The organism is Streptomyces sp. NBC_01390 (assembly GCF_045040105.1).
Lineage (GTDB): Bacteria > Actinomycetota > Actinomycetes > Streptomycetales > Streptomycetaceae > Streptomyces.
Window position 1 is genome coordinate 42750 of record NZ_CP109551.1, and the last position, 18354, is coordinate 61103.

The window sequence follows — 18354 nt, forward strand, 5'->3', positions numbered from 1 at the left end:
TGCTTCGTACACGGTCCCGATCCTGAGCCTGTAACGATGTCTCCGCCTGAACCCTTGCCGCTCGCGCGTTGCCAAGGGTGGTCACCCAACTCGCCAGGACCGCCGTGCTACCAGTGAAAATCCCAACCCACACCGCGCTATCCCCCACGATGGCAGTGTCGACGACCAGCTCCAGTCTGTCGAGACTGCCTCGGCCGCCCGCGCCAAAAGGACAAGTCAGGCCGTTCGTACTCATCCGACTGCCCGGGCCGCGCCTGCAGATCGCCGCGCAGCTCGTTCAGTGCGGCCAGCGCCGCCGCCATGGTCGACATACATGCTGGGACCCGACTCGGCCAGGTGAACATGGCCGGATCGCAGAACCTTTTCGGGTGCTGGCGCGTAGTGCCATGCACGGGGCCGATCAACGAAGCACATGTGGAACGGCCGGGGCTGGCCGTGGTGGAGATCGCGGCGTGCGACGACCAGACCGCCCTCGCCGTGCAGGAGCTGCTCGCCGCGCGGTGGGCGACGGCGACGCACACGACCCGGGATCCGGGCCAGCCCAGCGTCCGGCTGCTCTGATCCGACACCGGTAGGGCGGCAGTGAGCGGTTAGGGTCATGGACCCCCCTGTCCTGTGGCAGGGGGTCCATTCCGTGGTCTTTCCCTGGGGGTTCGAGGCGTGCCGACACCTGACGAGATCTGGCAGGACGCCGACCTGCCCACCCGGCGGCTCGCCGGGCTGGCGCTGAATCCCGCCGCTCCGCCGGAGGTCCTGCTGCACCTGTTGGCCCAGGCCCCGCTCGCCGTACGGATGGTGCTGTGCCGGGACCGGGTCCTGCCGCCGGCGGTCGTCGACGCCGTGATCACGCACCCCGACCATCACACCCGCAGCTTCTTCGCCCGCAACCCCCATGCCGATCCGGCCCAGCGGGCACGGCTCCTGGATGATCCGCACTGGTTCGTCCGCGCCCACCTCGCCGAGGGACCCGGGCTGGACTACGACGGGCCGCCGCTGCCCGACGACGCCGTCGTGCACATGCTCAACAGCTACGAGCAGGAACACCTCGGCGGTTCCTTCTACCGGCAGTTCTCGCCCGGGCTGCGCCGGTCCATGCCCACGCACCCGGATCCGAAGGTCCGCGCCTGGGGCGTCGGCATGTGGACGTGGCTGCCCGCCGAGACACGGACCGCGCTGCTGACGGACCCCGACGACGAGGTCCGGTCGAGGGCCCAGCGGCACCTGCGCGGCGAGGACCCGGTGTGGGTCGAGAGCGTCCTGCCCGACAGACCGTGTCACGGCCGCACCGACATCCTGATGCAGCGGGCCCTCAGCAGGGCGGTCGTGGACGCGGTCCTCACCGCGACGGCCGGCCCGAGTGACCGGTCGATGATCGCCGGGAACCCGACCCTGCCCCCCGACGTGGTGAGGCTCCTGGCCGCCGATCCGGACCCGGAGATCCGTGCGGAGATCGCCGGCCGCACCGACCTCGACCCCGCCGAGCTCCGCACCCTCGCCGCCGACCCCGTACCGGATGTGCGCAGGGCGATCGCGCGCCACCCGGACCTCGGCCCTGCCCAGCGGCAAGCCCTCGCCACGGATCCCGACCCGGGCGTGCGGCTGGCGGTTTCCGTGCACCCCGCGTGGAGCGAGGAGGAACGGGCCGCAATCGGCTACATGGTCCCCTTGGACGGGCTCTTCCTGTTCTGTCCGGGGCCGCTGACGCCTCCGGAGCCCGAGGCCGTCCGCCGGGACGCGCTGTCCGGTCACCCGATGCTGCGCCGAGACGCCGCGCGGGTGCACACCCTGCCGGCCGACCTGGTGGCCCGGCTTGCCGCCGACGACGACCTGGGCGTGCGCGTCCTGCTGGCCCAGAACCACCCGGACGCCCCGGCGGCCCTGCTCCTGCGCAGCTTCCTCGAGTACACCGGCCATCAGCGCGACCGCCTCCTCACCCGCCCGCACTTCCCCACCGACGGACTGGCCGTCCACACCGACGACGAAGATCCCGCCGTCCGGGCGATGGCCGCCCGCGACCCCAAGGTCCCGCCGGCCGCCGTGGAGCGGCTCACCCGGGACCCCGACCCCGCCGTCCGGGCCGCGTTCGCACGCCACCCGAACCTTCCGTCGTCCCGGCTGGCGGAGCTCCTCGACGACGAGGAGCTGGCCCAGCACGCGGCCGCCAACCCGGCGTTGCCCGCACCGGCGATCCGCGCTCTGGTGAGCGCCTGCGCCGGGTCAGCCGACGGCGAGTAGCGCGTCCAGCGCCGTCGCGGTCTCCGGGTGGCGGGCGAGGAGGGCTGCTCCGGCGGGCGTGGCTTCGGCGGTCTCCCATGTCCCTTCGCAGCCCAGCAGGTCCGCGAGCGCGTCGCAGGTCGCGGGGTGGGCGGACAGGAGCGCCAGGCCGGTCCCGGTGCTTGCTGCTGACTCCAGGTGCAGGCGCGGCGGTTTCTGCGGGAGTCGCCAGGGCGGCACCCAGTTGTCCAGCTCCGCGAGCCGGGCGGGGAAGACACGGCCGGCCTCGCGGATCAGCAGCGGGGCCAGGTCGCTGCCGCCCGCCCGCAGGCCGGTGATCAGCGTCGGGAGCCAGGGCAGCAGCACCGGGTCCGGGAGCCGTGCGAAGGCGTTGGACACTGCCTCGACGACGAAGTCGGCCAGTCCCGGCACCGGTTCCAGGGCGTGCACGAACCCGCTGAGGTAGTGGGGGTAGGCGGGGACGACCAGTGGGTTGCCGAGCAGTTCGGCGCAGTGCGCCCGCAGCGCCGTCCTCGACAGCGTGCCCAGGTGGGTCTGCGCCGCCCACAGCAGTGCGGTGCGGGAGGGCTCGGTCGGGTGGGACTGGGCGAGTTCGAGCTGGGTGCGGTCGCAGCCGAGGGACAGGGCCAGGCTCTCCATGCCGAACAGGAAGCCCAGCATGGCCGCGACCTGGCGGACGGTGGCGTCGTCGTCGGTGAACGCCGTCGGCAGCAGCGTGCAGTAGTGCGCGTAGCCGGCCTTGACGAAGGACTCGATCCAGGGCGGCAGCACCGGTTCGGCGGTGCGGTAGTAGGCCAGCAGCCGGCGGACGCGGCGCAGCACCTCCGGCGCGCCGTCGACGCTGCGTTCACCCGCCAGCACCTCCAGGGCACGGGTGCCGAGCTAGCCGGCGAGCCGACGGCTGCGCAGATGCAGGAGGGCGTCCTCGACGGCCTCCAGGACCTGGGCCGCCGTGGCCTGCGGGGCGTATGCGGCGCGCCGCAGCCGCTGTTCGAGGACCTGCTCGATGCTGACGCCCTCGTATCCGAGCTCGATGAGGGCGCGCTGGTGGGTGCCCAGGGCCAGGTCCCAGGACTCCTGGATGGGGCGCTCGCCGAGCCGGCGTTCGCCCATGATGGGCCGAGCGGCGCCGTCGGGCAGCAGACGGCGCAGCATCCACAACAGGTCGGAGCAGTGCTCCAGTTCCGGCCGCGAGGCGATGTCCAGGAGGGCGCGCTGCACTCCGCGCTGCTGGAGCTTCAGGTTCAGCGGGGCGAGCCGGTCGTGCACGTCGCGGGCCAGCGGCGGCAGCGCGTCGTACCCGACCTGGCCGACGCGGTCGCCGCCCATCATGATCTCGACCAGTCGGCCGACGTCACGCCGGCCCGGGACGGCGTCCTTCTCGATGCAGGTGACGGCCGCGTCCTGGAAGTCGTACGGCGTCGGCTTGGCGCGCTCGCGCATCCCGGCCAGCAGGATCGACGTCTCGAAGACGGCGATGGCGTCGGCGGTGGAGGCGAGGTAGCCGCCCCGGCGGGCCGCGCGCACGATGTCCACCGACCAGCCGAGCAGTTCGGCCTCGTCGAGGGGGTCGAGCGTGGGCGGGCGCCGGAGGAAGCCGGTGAGCCGGTCGGCGGGTAGGGCGGCCTGGGCCGGGACCGGCGCGGGGAGGGCCTTCTTCGCCGTGGGCTTCTTCGTGCTCTTCTTCGTGCTCTTCTTCGTGCCCGCCTGGCCCTCCAGGCGGAACGGGCGGACGCCGGTGCGCTTGACGTTCTTCGCCCATTCCGACGCGGCGATGGACACCGAGCCCGCGGCGAGGCCGAACTGCGCCTCGATCGCCGCGTGGCTGGACGGGATCAGACCGTGCCGCCACTTGGTGGGGCTCGGCGGGCTGATGGTGAAGGTGTCCCTGCCGTGCACGCCGAACTCCTCGACCCTGCTGGCCGCGTGGAAGGCGCCGCAGACGTAGAGGCAGTCGGCGGGGTCGGCGCCGGTGGCGGCGAGGTGCTCGCGCATCCGCGTCCACATGTACCGCTCGCGGTTCTCGTCGACCCGCACCTTCCCCGGGTCGCCGGGGGCGAGGCGCCGGAAGAGGCTGCCGATGAGCAGCATCACCTGGCGGTAGGTGTCGTGGTCGCTGTCGCCGAGCGGCAGTTCGACGTACTGGTGCCACCACTCCGACCAGTGCCGGACCCGGCCGTGGCGCAGGAGGTGCTCCTCCAGTTCGGCGAAGCGCGGGCGCAGGTCGCCGATCTCCACGCCGACGGCGTCGCCGTGCAGGGCGGCCTGCTGCGGCGTCTCGGGAGCGTCGGGGTCGGAGTCCGCAGCCGTGTCTGGTGCGGTGAGGTGCTCGGTCTCCCACTGGAAGACGTGGTCCGAGGAGCGGTCGACGAGGACCAGTTCGACGTCCGGGGTGTCGAGTGCGTAGGCGATGGCCTGGTATTCGGCGGAGGCCTCGGTGACCGGGGCGACCACGGAGAGCGGCGCCCAGTCGAGGGGGAAGCCCTCGATCTCGCTCGCGAAGGCCTGGACCGCCACTGGGAGGCGGCAGTTGCGCAGCTCCGTGAGCAGCGGCGCCATGTCCTCGCACAGCTCCATGGCGCCGACGACTGATCCCGGCCCACCAGATCCACGCCCGGTGAACTGACGTCCGAACCGGTGTGCCCATCCCCATCACACCCTCTCATATGACATGCTCCCATCAATCGATGCACGCAGTCCACGACCACCCACCGACGCACCCCAGCCGGTGGGTAGCCGCCGAGCAGACCGGAATCCCGGTCGCCGCAAAGGAGTTACGCGTGAGAACCACCCCCCACAGATCCGTCGCCGCGCGCGCCCTCGCCGTCGCCGCGCTGGCCGCCGTGTCCCTGCTCCCCGTCCACCCGGCGTCCGCCGCCACCGACGCGGCCGCGGCCGCGGCCGCGGCCTGCACGCCGACCCAGGCGGTCGTCAACGGCGGCTTCGAGAGCGGCACTTCGCCCTGGACACAGTCGTCCACGAGCGTGATCACCAGCCGTTCCGGCCAGTCCCCGCACGGCGGCACCAGCTTCGCCTGGATCGACGGCACCGGCGGCACGCACACGGACACCCTCTCGCAGAGCGTGACGATCCCGTCCGGTTGCAGCACCGCCACCCTGTCGTTCTGGCTGCACATCGACACCGCCGAGACCACCTCGTCCACCGCCTACGACAAGCTGACGGCGAAGATCGGCAGCACCACGCTGGCGACCTGGTCGAACCTCGACAAGGCCACGGGATATGTGAAGAAGACCCTCGACGTGTCGTCGTTCGCGGGGCAGACCGTCACCCTCGCCTTCACCGGCACCGAGGACTCCAGCCTCCAGACCAGCTTCATCCTCGACGACATCGCCCTCGACACCTCCGGCGACACCGCCCCGCCGGCGGACTCGACACGGACGCCGGCCGCGCCCTCGTACACGGTGAACCTGAGCAGCAACACCTCCGGCACCGTCTGGACCGGCCACGAGAGCGCCACCTTCACCAACGCCTCCTCGACCGCGCTCAGCGAGGTGTACCTGCGCCTGTGGGACAACTACCACGGCACCTGCGACGCGATGCCGATCACGGTCACCAACGTCACCGGCGGTACAGCCGGTTCACTCTCCGTCGCCTGCACGGCGCTCCAGATCACCCTGCCGACACCCCTGACGCAGGGTCAGTCCGCCACGATCGGCTTCGACCTGGGCATCACCGTGCCCAGCGGCGCCGACCGGTTCGGCCATGACGGGGCGTTCAACAACATCGGCAACGCGCTGCCCGTGCTCGCGGTGAAGGACGGCTCGGGCTGGCACCTGGACCCGTACACCAACAACGGCGAGTCGTTCTACTCCCTGGTCTCCGACTTCAAGGTGACGCTGGACCACCCGAATTCGCTCCTTGTCCCCGCCACCGGCACCTCGACCGACACCCCCGGCTCCAGCGGGCGCACCGTCACCACGGCGACCGCGACGAAGGTCCGTGACTTCGCCTGGGCGGCAGGCCCGTTCAGCAAGATCTCCGGCACCTCGGCGGCCGGGACGGCCATCAACATCTACTCCGTCTCGGGCATCACCTCCTCCGACGCGCAGTCGATGCTGAGCACCGCCAAGACGGCCGTGGACGCACACGCCGGCCGCTTCGGGGCCTACCCCTACAGCGAGTTGGACGCGGTCATCGACAACAACTACTGGTTCGGCGGCATGGAGTACCCGGGCTTCGTCCTGGACCTCGTCAGCACCACCGCGCTCACCCACGAGATCGGCCACCAGTGGTGGTACGGCATCGTCGGCGACGACCAGTACAACAGCCCCTGGATGGACGAGGCGTTCACCGACTACGCCACCGACCTCGCCCTCGGCAAGACCGGCGCCAACTGCTGGAACAGCGTCTCCTGGGCCTCCTCGGCGGAGAAGATCACCAACTCCATGGCCTACTGGGACGCCCACTCGTCCCGGTACTCCACCGTCGTCTACGGCTACGGCAAGTGCGCCCTGCACGATCTGCGGCGGCTGATCGGTGACACGGCGATGACCAACCTGCTGAAGAACTACGCGAAGTCACACTGGTACGGCGTCTCGACCACCGCCGAGTTCAAGGCGGCGGCCCAGGCAGCGACCAGCACGGATCTCACGTCCTTCTGGAACACGCACCGTATCGACGGCTGAGCCGGCGGAAGTCAGCCGACCGGGACGAGGAAGGTCAGCACCGAGGCGTCCTCCTCGACCAGGGGGCAAGCACGATGGTGAGCCCTGACCAACCGTGAGGCCGTCATCAAGCGGTGGGTTGACGCGCTGCGCGAGGGGGTGAGCAGTCTCGGCGTCAAGCCCCCGCCAGGTCGCCGCATGGCCGAGACGCTCGCCTTCTTCGAGTTCGTCGAGGGCGAGGCCGCGGCCATGACGGAGCGGTGGAGCTCTGTCGATGCCGGCGACCGGATGTCGGCCCGCACCGGTCTCAAACACGCCCACAATGGCTTCGAACGAGTCCATTGGCCCCAGGGGAACGACTTGGGTTCTAGAGGTGGTCGCAACACCAGACCCTGAGGGGTGTTTCGACCACCTCGAGAACCCAAGCTCACAGGCGGGGCCAGTACCCACTGTTAGAGCCATGGAGCCAATCGACTCGTTTGAAGCCACTCCAGACGACCGCAGCTCTACCCTGATTCCATGACGGACCGAGACGGGGCGCGCCCCTTGCTACTGGAGCTCGACGCGGTCGTGGCACGGGAGTTGGTGGAGGCCGGGGACGCTGTCTACTACCTGGCCGACGAGCGCGGGGTGACCGAGGATCTGGTACAGGTAGCGATCGGTGGGGTCGGCAACGTGCTCGCGGTTGTCGTTGTCGAGGCGGCCAAGCCCGCGCTCAAGGCCGTGGCACAGGCGGTGCGCCGCCGGGCCGGTGTGCAGCAGGCTGGCCCGGCAACGGTGCAGGTCGGCCAAGGGCAGGCGCCGGCGGCACCCGGCCCGCGTGTCACCGGAGAAGTCAGCCAAGAACAAAGTTGCTGCCTGGAGTCACAGGAACCCCTGGAGCATCACTTATGGCTAACGCCTACGGATTAGCAGTTCAGCCTCATCTGAATGGCCAGATAGTTGACCAGCTTCGCAGATTTGCTCGACCGTCATTGAGCCGACCAATTCAATCGCGTCATGAATTCCATCGCCATTTCCACGATCAAGCGGAGTCAAAAGCCAGCGAACTGCCTGAACCAGGTCAACAGCAGTTCCAACACCATCCCGATAGCGCCGCGCCGCTACGAACACACACTTGGCGTCGCAGCCTCCTCCACCGCCGTCCATCGGGGCCAGCATCAGACCGTTCGGGTCGGAGCCGCTGGCCGGGTTGTCTCCGGCGTAGGTGTAGCCGCCCATCTGGTTGGGGTCGCCGGCCTCGAAGACCGGGTCGGGGCTGAGAAAGCGGCCCAGTACGGGGTCGTAGTCGCGGGCGCCCAACAGGTCGAGGCCGGTCACGGGGTCGGTGGGCTGGCCCAGGAAGCCGTGGTTCTCGTCGGCTGCCACCCAGGAGCCGGGCTTGGTTCCGCGGGGGTTGCCGAAGGGGTCGTAGGAGCGGCGGGTGACGACCAGGGTGGAGGCGTCGACGGCGGTGACGGCGGTGCCCTGGCCGTTGGCGATCTGGTAGCTGACGGAGCCGGTGCTGGAGCGGGTGACGGTGGTGCCGTCGGGGCCGGTGATGTTGCGCAGGCCGGTCCAGGTCTTGGCGGAGACGTTGAGGGTGATCTGTTCCGCGCCGCCGAAGACGCTTGGCATAGTTGACCTTGCCAGATTGGCAGGGAAGGGAAGGTCATGGACGAGGAACCGGAGCACTTCCGGGTTGAGTTCGCCACGGGTACGGCCGCCTCGGTGGCGAAACGGCGGTCCTACCGAGACCGCGAGCGCAACGACATTGAACCCGGACTGCCTGGCTGGCCCCCTGGACGGGCCTTCGCGGTGCGGGGGTTCTTCGGCCGGCTCGGCCAGTACGTTCTTGGTGTCGTGACCGCACTCCTGATGCTGCCGCTGTACATCATCGCCGACGCTCTCGGCAGTCCCTCGTCCCCAGCCAAGCGGGGGAGGCTGGAGGAGCGTGAGAACGAGGTCGACGACTTCCCCGTCATGTGGGCGGGAGCGGGCGAGACGGCTCGTACGCTGCCCTGGCAGCTCGATCCCTCCCGGCGGCCCTGGCCCATCGTAACCGAGATCGAACTTTCCGAGTCTGATGGGCTCGTGCGCATCACGTCGTACAAGGACACGGCCCGGGGCAGCCAGTTCCTCTATTGGGGTGGCGGCGAGAGGGTTCCGGGATCCGAGGTCGTCCTGTGGTCGCTTCCCCGGAAGGAAATCATCGGCGCGGAGCTCAAGCCGTTCAGCATGTCCGGGACCGACTTCAAGATCTCCTTCCAGGACGGGTCGTGGGCCCGGCTGACGTCCCCGAACGGTGCGCAGGAGCTCGTGGCAGCCCTCCTTGGCAGTCAAGACCCAGCTGGATCTGCTGCTTGACGATCTGTCAGCGGACATCCAGGGCCCAGTGGTACAGCAGGCGTACGCGCGGACAGGCGACGCTGGTCCGATTCACCGACAGAGCCACCGCCGCGAGCCGTTCCTCGGGGGTACACGCTGCGCACACTGCCCTCGTCGCCCCGTTGGCGGTGCCCCAGTTGGCCCGCGTACGCCTGGGCCACGTTCCGGAACGCTGCGGTGGGGTGGAAGGGGTGCGTCGGCCGGCTCGCTCCCTCCATGAGCACTTCCGGTAGTTCACCGTAGGTTTCGGAAGTGACCAGGCAGGTCCAGTGGATCAGTATGCCGGTGGTCGCCGGGTCGTCTTTGAGGAGGTCCAGGAGTTGCTGGCGGCACGGCTGGCAGTCGTCCAAAACCGTGTCGTAGAGCTCTGAGTCACCAGGCCGACGATCGCGCCTTCCTGCTCCTCTTCGTACGCCATGAGAGGGGCCCAGCTCCGTCGGTCATCGCCACCGTGGTCGTGGTCGGTGGTGAGCACAGCTCTGGACACGAAGGCCTCCGGGGGCACCGGTCAGCGAGGAACGAAGTCATCGTCTCGCGGCGCGGCGCGCCGGCGGCGGCAGAGGCCGTTTCCGGATTCCGCTACTGCCCGTGCCTGCTCTGGAAGGGCTCCCCGTCTCGAAGGGACGACCGGTCGTGACGTTGTCGTGGCAGGGGTGGCAGGAGTCGAACCTGCGGCATCCGGTTTTGGAGACCGGCGCTCTGGCCTCTGAGCTACACCCCTTCGGCGCGTCACAGCTTGCCAGGATCAACAGGCGGATCGCCAAGGGTTTTCCGGCACATCAGAGCACGGCTTCCGGTTCGCTCGAGCGAGCACTATCCGTCCAGGACGACGGGGCGCACGGGTGCACCGTGTTCGAGGACGCCGGTGACCAGGCCGACGAGACCGATCGGGTAGACCGTTTCGACCGTGGCGTTCAGTTCGGTGAGGGTCCACCATCGGTGCTCGCGGATGTTGTCGGGCTGCGACGCTGTCACTGAGCGTTTCACTTGGCGGATCAGTGCTCAGGTCGGCGGGTGAGTTACGGGCCGGGCAGCGCCATGGCTGGGAGGAGAACGCTCTGGCGGGCCTGTAGCGACACGGCGGAACGCCTACAGGTCGGCCCGTTCGGTAGGGGGCGGCATGGCCTTTTGGCCGCGATACTTAGTGCGCGTCCCGACGGAAGATGCAGGAGACTTCGAGTGGATGTGGCGACGTGGGCGACCTTGACGGGGTTACCTCTGGCAGCTGGAGCGGCATACCTCGCGCTGGCTCCACAGCGAGATGTCCAACGGCAGGCTGGGGTCGAGACATTCCTGCGGGTGCGTCGACACCTGAAGGGTCACTGGCCCGAGTTGACTCTGGCCAGCCAAGAAACGCCGCACGGGTCCGCTGATTCAGCCCTGCCGCTGTTGACACGTCCCGGGTGGATTCCCCCGGCCCCCTTGGACCCGTCACGGGTAGTCCTGACGCTACGTGATGCTCCGGCGGATGCCGATTTGGTGCGGGCGCGGCGGGTCGCCTCTCGCTACTGGCCGGTCGGCGCCGACGGGCAGCGGCCCGTGGGGTATGCGGCTGCGATCACCAAGCATGATCCGCCGACCATCTGGTTCGACTCGCCTGTCTATCGACTGCTGGACGTGGGGGTGGAATCTAACGGCAGCTTGAGCATGGACCTCTGCCTGGCCCGGTACTTCGAATATCAGGACCTCGGCGAAGCGCTGCTGTACGAGGTGGCGGCACGGCACCTGCAGGGAAGCGCCAGACCATTCAAAGGTCCGCTGCGCCGGTACTTGGGCGATCCCTTTGTTCTTGCTCGCCGCTGTGCTCTACCGGGGATCAATGTCGTGACGGTGAGAGTTAAAGGCGACAAGGCATTCTTCTTCATGCAACGGCGGTCTGACACAGGCGTCGGCGCCGCAATGAACTCAACACACGTCACGCCAGCCGGAGAGTTCCAACCCCACACCGACGCGCTCCCGGTGCGAACATCCGATCTCAACCTCTGGCACACCGTCATGCGCGAGTACGCTGAGGAATTTCTGGGCCACCCGGATGCTTCCGGAGACAGCGGTATCGTCATCAACTACGCCAAAGACAGGCCGTTTTCTGATATGGAGGCCGCGCGACGATCGGGAAATGTGAGGTTCCGGTTCCTGGGCATCGGCATCAACCCACTCACGTGGAAACCCGAGATATGCGTAGCCTGCATCTGGGACGCTTCTGCATTCGACAGAATATTCACAGAAATGCTCCATAAGAACGATGAGGGGGTGCTTGTCGTAGGCGGCCGAAGGAGGACCGGAGGTTTTCACGGACTCCCTTTCACGTCGGAGAACATTCTCGGCTACGCGCAGGACCCATCGACGGTACCCGAAGGCCGGGCATGCCTGGCTTTGACCTGGAAATGGCGCACCGAACTCGGGATTCCCGTAGCCGGAGCACCGTAAGCTTGTTCTTACTTTAATGGTCTGAGCCGGTTTATTTCGATGATGCTCTCGGCTCGTTTCACGGCCGCTCACGAGCCGGCGCCGCTGCCCCCGTTCTGCGCCCTCGCCGTCCTGTGCTCCCCGACTACCGCCCCCGGCGCCACCGTCGTCCTGCCCGTACGCGACGCCCTGAACTCCCTGACCGTCCAGACCGAGGACCGCACCGGCTACGAACGCTCCAAGTTCCGCCACTGGATCGACGCCGACCGCGACCGCTGCTCGACCCGCAACGAGGTCCTCCTGAATGAAGCGACTCGGCCGAAGCGGTGCCCGATGGTCAGGAAAAGGTCGTCCAGTTCGAGGTCCCCCTGCGCGGCGGCAGACTCGGTGATCCCCCCCTCGGAAGCTGCCCCGCCGCTGTCGTTGTCGCACGATCGAGGGGCGGCCCCCCTGCACGATCGAAGTCCGTCACCCACCGCGCCGCCTCCACCTCGTCCACGACCGCCGAAGCCGCCGTCACCGACAGCGGCTGACCGGCCTTCCGGCCCGAGTGGTGCCGCAGGCCGGCCGCCAGCTCAGCCTCCGTCAGCGCGATCCCCCGAGCCTGCGCGAAGGCGATCAGCGCGAACGCACGCAGCTGCCGGGGCGTGAGGTCCTCCGAGGCCGCCACCGGCAGCCACACGAACGCCTCCGTACGCGTCATCACACGCACCGTCCGCACCGCCGACGTGCCCGTGCCACCCGGCAGCGTCCGACGGTCCGAGAACAGCTCCACCACACCGTCCGGACCCGGAGTGCTGGTGGATCAGCACCGCCTACTCCGAGGACTGCCCGGCACGGACCATGGAGCACTCTGCGCACCCTCGCCGGGGGTACGCCGGTCGCGGACCAGCGTCTCGGCCGGAGCGAAGTCGGTCGGGACGACGATGTCGTGGTGATCACAATCAGGACAGAGATCATGCGAATCCGCTTCAGGACTCGGAACAGAACAGCGGCCGCCCCACCGGGACCTCCACAGGAGCGTCGACCGGCGTCCACACAGGCAGACGGTACAACGGACGAAGCCCGGCAAACAGCGCGAGCCGGGCGGTGCTGCCCGCGGTGCCCGGCGCGATCGCTGTCAACGGCACTTGTGGGAGTGGCACTTGAGGCGGGATGTCGTGGCGCTTGGCGTGGGGGCGAGGGTGGGGGGCGTCTTCTTGCCGGTCTTGGTGCTGCCCTTGGTGGGGGGTGCGGAGGGAGTGGGAGAGGGAGCGCCCGGCTCGTCGGTGCCGTGGCCCAGGGTGGCCGGGGCGGGGAAGGGTGCGTCGGGGAGGCCGGTGAGGGCGTCGCGCATGTACTGGGTCCAGATCGCGGTGGGGATGTCGCCGCCGAACACCTTCCGCAGGCCACCGACGCCTACCAGGGACTGCAGCTGGGGGTGGGTCGCGTCCTCTCGGAAGAGGACTACGGAGGTGGCGAGTTGGGGGGTGTAGCCGACGAACCAGGCCGACCGGTAGTCGTCGGTGGTTCCGGTCTTGCCCGCGGCCGTCCTGCCGAGGGCTTGGGCCCTGGTGCCGGTGCCCCGGGCGATGACACCCCGGAGCACGTCGGTCACGTTGTCGGCGACTGCTGGCTGCAGGGCCCGCACGGGGTCGGGGGCGGTGAAGCCGGGCAGCGCCGAGCCGTTGTCGGTGACCTTCGCCACCGAGTACGGGGTGGCCTGCATCCCCTCGGCGGCGAAGGTCGCGTACACGCCTGCCATGCGAATGGCGCTCGGTGTGGAGGTGCCGATGTAGAAGCCGGCGCTGGGAGCGGCGAGGCTGCCCGGGCGCAGGCCGAGGGTCTTCGCCGTCCTCGCCACGTTGCCGTAGCCGACGTCCTCTCCGAGTTGGACGTACGGCGTGTTCACCGACTGCTCCATCGCCGTGCGCAGGGAGATGTAGCCCCAGCGTTGGGGGGTGTCGTTGTGCTGGTGGAGGAGGCCGGTGGGATCCTTGGGGTCGGCTACGTAGGTGCCCTGCTGGTCCTTGATCTGGATGCCGTCGTCGCCGTTGAACTTGCTGGCCGGGGTGATCGGCTCCGGGGACCTGCCGGGTCGCAGTACGGCTCCGTGCTGGAGCGCGGCGGCGAGGACGACGGGTTTGAAGGTCGAGCCCACCGGGACGCCGGAGGTGTCGGCATTGTTCGAGTAGTGGGCGTGTTCGAAGCCGGCGCCTCCGTAGACCGCGAGGATCCTGCCGGTCGCGGGTTCCACCGACGCGGCTCCGACCTGGACGTCCCGGTCGACCGGCCGGTGGGCGGGGTCGAGGCGTTGCCCCCGCACCTTGACGACAGCCGCGGCCAGTTCCGCCGTCTTCTTCCTGTCGAAGGTGGTGTGGATCTGGTAGCCACCCCGGCTCAGGCTGCTGTCGGTGATGGTGGGGTCGTGCGCCTCGGCATACGACCTGGCCAGTTGGACCAGGTAGCCGACCTGGCCCGTGAGGCCCGAACCGGGGGTCCATTTCCTGGGGGCGGGGAATCCGGCGGCCGCGTACCGTGCCCGCTGCCCAGGCGTCAGCTTGCCGATCTTCACCATCCGGTCGAGCACCCAGGACCAGCGTGCCTGTGCCTGTGCCCTGGCCGTGGGATCGGAGTCCGCGTGCTGGAAGAAGCTCGGCTCATTGACCGCCGCGGCGAGAAAGGCTCCCTGGCTCGCGTCGAGCTTCTCCACCGGGAGGTTGTAGTACGTGCGGGCCGCCGCCTGGATGCCGTTGGCCCGACGGCCGAAGAAGCAGGTGTTCAGATACCCCTGGAGGATCTGCTCCTTGGTCATCGCGGCGCCGATCTTGGTGGAGATCAGCAGTTCCTTGAACTTGCGTGAGACCGTCTGCGACTGGTCGAGGTAGGTGTTCTTGACGAACTGCTGGGTGATCGTCGATCCGGACTGGACGGAGCCGCCCTCGGCCATGTGGACGACGGCACGGAGGATGCCCTGCGGGTCGATGCCCGGGTCGGTGTAGAAGGAGGAGTTCTCCGCGGCGATGAAGTCCCACCGTACGTCGGCGGGTACCTGCGAGAGCGTGATGTTCTGCCGGTTGACGCTGCCGTCGGTCGCCAGGACCGTGCCGTCCGACCAGTAGTAGACGTTGCTCTGCAGCAGTGTCGTGGGATTGGGGTCGGGGATCGTGACCGTGGCGTAGGCATAGCCGACGGCCGCTGCCGTCCCGCCGAAGAAGAGCAGGCAGAGCGCCAGCAGTTGGCGTAGCGACGGCAGCCAGCGGCGCAGGCCCGTCCTGCCTCGGCGCGGGTAGTCGATCCGACGTTTCTTCTGTGGCACCCCCCTCCGGGCGCGACCTGGCAGGTCCTGTCGGACGGCCTGGTCACGATGTACGGCCCGGCGGCCCGCGGCGCGGTGACCGGCGGCCCGCCTGCCGCCGTTGAAACGCTGCGGCGGTCGGCGCCGGTGTCCGCTCATGGGCTCTGCTCACTGTTCGCGTCGTACAACTGCGGTGTCTCGTACGGTCCGGGCTGCTGTCGGAAACCGGGACGGGGTGGAGGCTGTGGCAGGCCGTCGTACCATGCCGGCCGCTGGAGGGGGTCGTACGGTGCGGGTCGCGGAAAGCCGGCGTACCGAGTCGGCTCCGGAAAGCCGTCGTAGGGCGCCTGCTGCGGAAGGCCGGGGTCCTGCGGAGGGACCACCGGGACCTGCAGGCTGCCGTAGCGCTCCATGCGCTGCCACCTCAGCCGGGAGCCCGACACGGCGGTGAAGACGGACTGGATCACCACCAGGTACATCAACTGCCGGTAGACGAACTGCTGCAGCGGCAGGCTCCACAGCGGGCCGGCCCGTTCTCCGTCCAGGCGGAACGCGTACAGGCCCATCAGGAACTGCAGCAGCAGGAAGGCCAGCCACAGCCCGATCATCCGGAGCGGGTCGAGGAAGAGCAGCCCGTACAGGGCGAAGATGTCCACGACGGGTGCGAGCAGCGGCAGCAGTACTTGGAAGAGCAGCAGGTAGACCAGGCCCCGGCGGCCGAGTTTCCCGGCCGCACCCCGCTGCACGAGCGCGCCACGGTGCTTCCACATCGCCTGCAGGGTGCCGTAGCACCAGCGGTACCGCTGACGCCACAGGGCGTTCAGCGACGCGGGGGCCTCGGTCCAGGCCTTCGCGCCCTCCTCGTACACCACGCGCCAGCCGGCTCGGCACAGTGCCATGGTGAGGTCGGTGTCCTCGGCGAGGGCGGCGTCACTGACGCCGCCGAGGTCGAGCAGTGCCCGGCGGCGGAACGCTCCGACCGCTCCGGGCACGGTCGGCATGCATTCGGCGAGGTCGAACAGGCGGCGGTCGAGGTTGAACCCGACCACGTACTCGATGTGCTGCCAACGGCCCAGCAGGCCACCGCGGTTGACGACCTTGGCGTTGCCCGAGACGGCGCCCACGCGGGGGTCGGCGAAGGGCTGCGCGATCGTGCGGACGGTGTCGGGTTCGAAGACCGTGTCGCCGTCGACCATGACCACCAGGTCGTAGGTGGCGGCGGCGAGTCCGGTGTTGAGTGCGGCGGGCTTGCCCGCGTTCTGCCGGCGGATCACCCGTACCGGCAGGTGGAGCGCCTCCACCAGGTCGGCGGTGCCGTCGGTCGAGCCGTCGTCCACCACGATGATCTCGACCGGATGGTCCGAAGTGAGGAGTGAGCGCACGGCCGCCTCGATCCCGGCACTCTCGTTGTACGCGGGGACGATGACGCTGACCGGCTCGGTCAGCGGCGGTCCCCAGGACCGGCTCCGACGTCTCGTCCGCAAGCGCCGGTGCCGGCGGGCGGCGAGCAGTACGACCGCCGCGCGCAGCACGCTGATCGCCCCGGCCGCGTACATCAGCAGGCCCAGCAGCCACACAACCCAGTCGCCGGCCTGCAGCATCGAGATGAGAGCGATCCCCTGCAGATGGTCGCCGAGCCCGGCGGGCCGGACGGGTGCGGCCATGCCGACGGCGTCGGAGACCGTCGCGAACGTGAAGCCCTGTGCCTTGAGCCGCGGCAGCAGGGTACCCAGCGCGGCGACGGTCTGCGACCGGTCACCACCGGCGTCGTGCATGAGCACGATCTGTCCCGCGTGGCCGTGCGGTGTCGCATGCGCGAGGATGCGGTCCACCCCCGGACGCTGCCAGTCCTCGGCGTCCCGGGTGGCGAGCACCGTGACATAGCCTGCCGCGTCGGCCTGCTGGAGGACGGACCAGTCGGCGTCGTCCAGTGCGTTGTTCGCTGAGGAGTACGGCGGTCTCAGCAGTGCGGTGGTGATCCCGGCGGCGCCGGACACCGCCAGCTGCGTCTCGCGCAGCTCCAGGGCGCGCTGCCATGGAGCGAGCCGGGCCAGGTCGGGATGGGTGAAGGTGTGGATGCCGATCTGGTGGCCCTCGGCGACGATCCGGCGGATCAGCTCCGGGTGGGCGACGGCCTGGATGCCGACGACGAAGAAGGTCGCGTGCACCTGGTTGCGGCGCAGCACGTCCAGGATCCGTGGTGTCCAGACGGGGTCCGGGCCGTCGTCGAAGGTGAGCGCGACGGTGCGGGCCTTCACCTTGGCGGTGTGCGCAGAGGTGGCGGCGTTCGCGATCACGGGGCCGCCATGGACCACCTGGGTGGGCACCGTGTCATTCCGGCCGCGGGGTCCGGACACGTCGTCCGATGCGATACCGAACATGTGGTGGGTGTAGCCGTGCAGGAGGAGGGCCGTCGACAGGGTCACCGTGAGCACGCTCAACAGCAGCCAGTGGGTGCGGGGTGTGATCTGGCGGGTGCGGACGTGGCGGCGGGCAGGAGCCTTGCGGCGTCGACGATCGGTCACGTCAGGGCCTCGGATCACTTCACGGGCTTGTGGGACGAGCCGAGGGCGCGCCCCCTGGAGGTGGAAGTGGGGGTGGGGGTGGGGGTCGAGGGCTTGGTCCTGGTGGGCCCGGGCGTGGCCGCAGGGACGGTTGAGGCTGCTGACCGGTCGGTGGGGCCGGGGGTCGCCCGCGCCGTGGGGCGGGAGTTCTGCTGCGCCGCGGTGGGGCTCGCGCTCCCCGCGGAGTGGCCCGTGCCGGGCGAGGAGTCGGGTGCGGTCGCGCGGTGCGTGGCCGGATGCGTCGAGTCCGGCTGCGGGACGAACGGGGAACTGATGCTGGGGCCTCCCAGCATCGTGCTGATCAACAGGGCGGCGTAGCCGCCGGCAGGGATCACCAGAAGCCGGGCGGCCCCGAGCACGCGGCGCTGGCGTCGCCCCGAGGAGTCGACGAAGACGGGCCGCACCGGCTCGCTCGCCGCCATGTCCGGCTCCGGTACGGGATGGCCGGAGGTGTCGAACTCCGGGAGCGGCACGGTGAGGATGTCACCGTGCGGAGACGCCCACACCGTCGTGGCGGGGTCCGGCCCGACCGCGTAGGGATACGTCCCGGTGGCGTGGGGGTCCGTCCACATCGAACGGGTGTCGTCCCCCGAGTGCGTCCACTGCGCGAGTCCCCCCGGGTCCCAGGACATCGTGGGTGTGCCGGTGGTGGCGCTGCCGCTGTACTCGTAGCCGTCCGTGTACCCGGCGCCGCCGTACGGATCGTCGCCGTACCCAGCGCCTTCGGCATTCGTCCACTGCACGAGTCGTCCCCTGTCCTGGCCGACCGACATGGTCGTCCGCAGGGAAAGAGCGCACGCGGCCGGAAGTGTTACACCTCGGCCTCGCAGAACAGACCGAACGGAGTGAAAGGGACCAACTGAACAGGAATGGAGTGATC

General features: G+C 69.4%; 12 protein-coding genes, 1 tRNA gene and 2 pseudogenes. 7 read left to right on the top strand and 8 right to left on the bottom strand.

The features are described from left to right. The first annotated feature begins 342 nt into the window (after positions 1 to 342). Together OG241_RS00220 and OG241_RS00225 are read left to right on the top strand one after the other, a co-directional pair. A complete protein-coding gene (locus OG241_RS00220) occupies positions 343 to 561 on the top strand; it encodes a DUF6207 family protein (protein ID WP_405812662.1) in 219 nt (72 codons plus the stop codon). Between the two features lie 99 nt (positions 562 to 660). Next, positions 661 to 2235, top strand: a complete 1575-nt coding sequence (locus tag OG241_RS00225) for a hypothetical protein (protein ID WP_405812664.1) — start codon at positions 661 to 663, stop codon at positions 2233 to 2235. Here OG241_RS00225 and OG241_RS00230 read toward each other — a convergent pair. Further along, positions 2218 to 4812 (bottom strand): annotated as a pseudogene (locus OG241_RS00230) (hypothetical protein); the annotation flags it as partial. The gene OG241_RS00225 and the pseudogene OG241_RS00230 overlap by 18 nt on opposite strands. Positions 4813 to 5015: 203 nt before the next feature. Here OG241_RS00230 and OG241_RS00235 point away from each other — a divergent pair. The 3 genes and pseudogenes from OG241_RS00235 to OG241_RS00245 all read left to right on the top strand — a co-directional run bounded on the left by OG241_RS00235 (position 5016) and on the right by OG241_RS00245 (position 7772). Beyond that, positions 5016 to 6881, top strand: coding sequence for a M1 family aminopeptidase (locus OG241_RS00235; RefSeq protein ID WP_405812666.1), 1866 nt, complete (start codon positions 5016 to 5018; stop codon positions 6879 to 6881). 81 nt (positions 6882 to 6962) lie between these two features. Beyond that, a pseudogene (locus tag OG241_RS00240) lies at positions 6963 to 7124 on the top strand (MarR family transcriptional regulator); the annotation flags it as partial. Positions 7125 to 7379: 255 nt separating this feature from the next. Continuing rightward, a complete protein-coding gene (locus OG241_RS00245; RefSeq protein ID WP_405812668.1) occupies positions 7380 to 7772 on the top strand; it encodes a hypothetical protein in 393 nt (130 codons plus the stop codon). Here OG241_RS00245 and OG241_RS00250 read toward each other — a convergent pair. Beyond that, positions 7755 to 8477 carry an RHS repeat-associated core domain-containing protein gene (locus OG241_RS00250; protein WP_405812670.1) on the bottom strand — a complete coding sequence of 241 codons (723 nt, stop codon included), beginning with the start codon at positions 8475 to 8477 and terminating at the stop codon, positions 7755 to 7757. The two genes, OG241_RS00245 and OG241_RS00250, sit on opposite strands and share 18 nt — an antisense overlap. A 36-nt stretch (positions 8478 to 8513) precedes the next feature. Here OG241_RS00250 and OG241_RS00255 point away from each other — a divergent pair, with 36 nt between their 5' ends. After that, complete coding sequence (locus OG241_RS00255) at positions 8514 to 9206, top strand: hypothetical protein (RefSeq protein ID WP_405812672.1); 693 nt, start codon at positions 8514 to 8516, stop codon at positions 9204 to 9206. A 666-nt stretch (positions 9207 to 9872) separates the two neighbouring features. Here OG241_RS00255 and OG241_RS00260 read toward each other — a convergent pair. Beyond that, positions 9873 to 9948: transfer RNA gene (locus tag OG241_RS00260), tRNA-Trp, on the bottom strand. 92 nt (positions 9949 to 10040) lie between these two features. Continuing rightward, the gene (locus OG241_RS00265) at positions 10041 to 10202 is read right to left on the bottom strand and encodes a hypothetical protein (RefSeq protein ID WP_405812674.1); all 162 of its coding nucleotides are present in this window, start codon (positions 10200 to 10202) and stop codon (positions 10041 to 10043) included. 204 nt (positions 10203 to 10406) lie between these two features. Here OG241_RS00265 and OG241_RS00270 point away from each other — a divergent pair, with 204 nt between their 5' ends. Continuing rightward, positions 10407 to 11654: a hypothetical protein gene (locus tag OG241_RS00270; RefSeq protein ID WP_405812676.1), complete on the top strand. Its 1248-nt coding sequence runs from the start codon at positions 10407 to 10409 to the stop codon at positions 11652 to 11654. Between the two features lie 316 nt (positions 11655 to 11970). Here OG241_RS00270 and OG241_RS00275 read toward each other — a convergent pair whose 3' ends face one another. From OG241_RS00275 to OG241_RS00290, 4 genes are all read right to left on the bottom strand, one after another. Then, positions 11971 to 12336: a hypothetical protein gene (locus tag OG241_RS00275; RefSeq protein WP_405812678.1), complete on the bottom strand. Its 366-nt coding sequence runs from the start codon at positions 12334 to 12336 to the stop codon at positions 11971 to 11973. Between the two features lie 417 nt (positions 12337 to 12753). Next, positions 12754 to 14931: a transglycosylase domain-containing protein gene (locus tag OG241_RS00280; protein WP_405812680.1), complete on the bottom strand. Its 2178-nt coding sequence runs from the start codon at positions 14929 to 14931 to the stop codon at positions 12754 to 12756. A gap of 134 nt (positions 14932 to 15065) precedes the next feature. After that, a complete protein-coding gene (locus tag OG241_RS00285) occupies positions 15066 to 17435 on the bottom strand; it encodes a glycosyltransferase (RefSeq protein WP_405812682.1) in 2370 nt (789 codons plus the stop codon). Between the two features lie 14 nt (positions 17436 to 17449). Next, entirely contained in the window at positions 17450 to 18217 is a 768-nt protein-coding gene (locus OG241_RS00290; RefSeq protein ID WP_405812684.1) for a hypothetical protein, read from the bottom strand. Positions 18218 to 18354 lie beyond the last annotated feature (137 nt).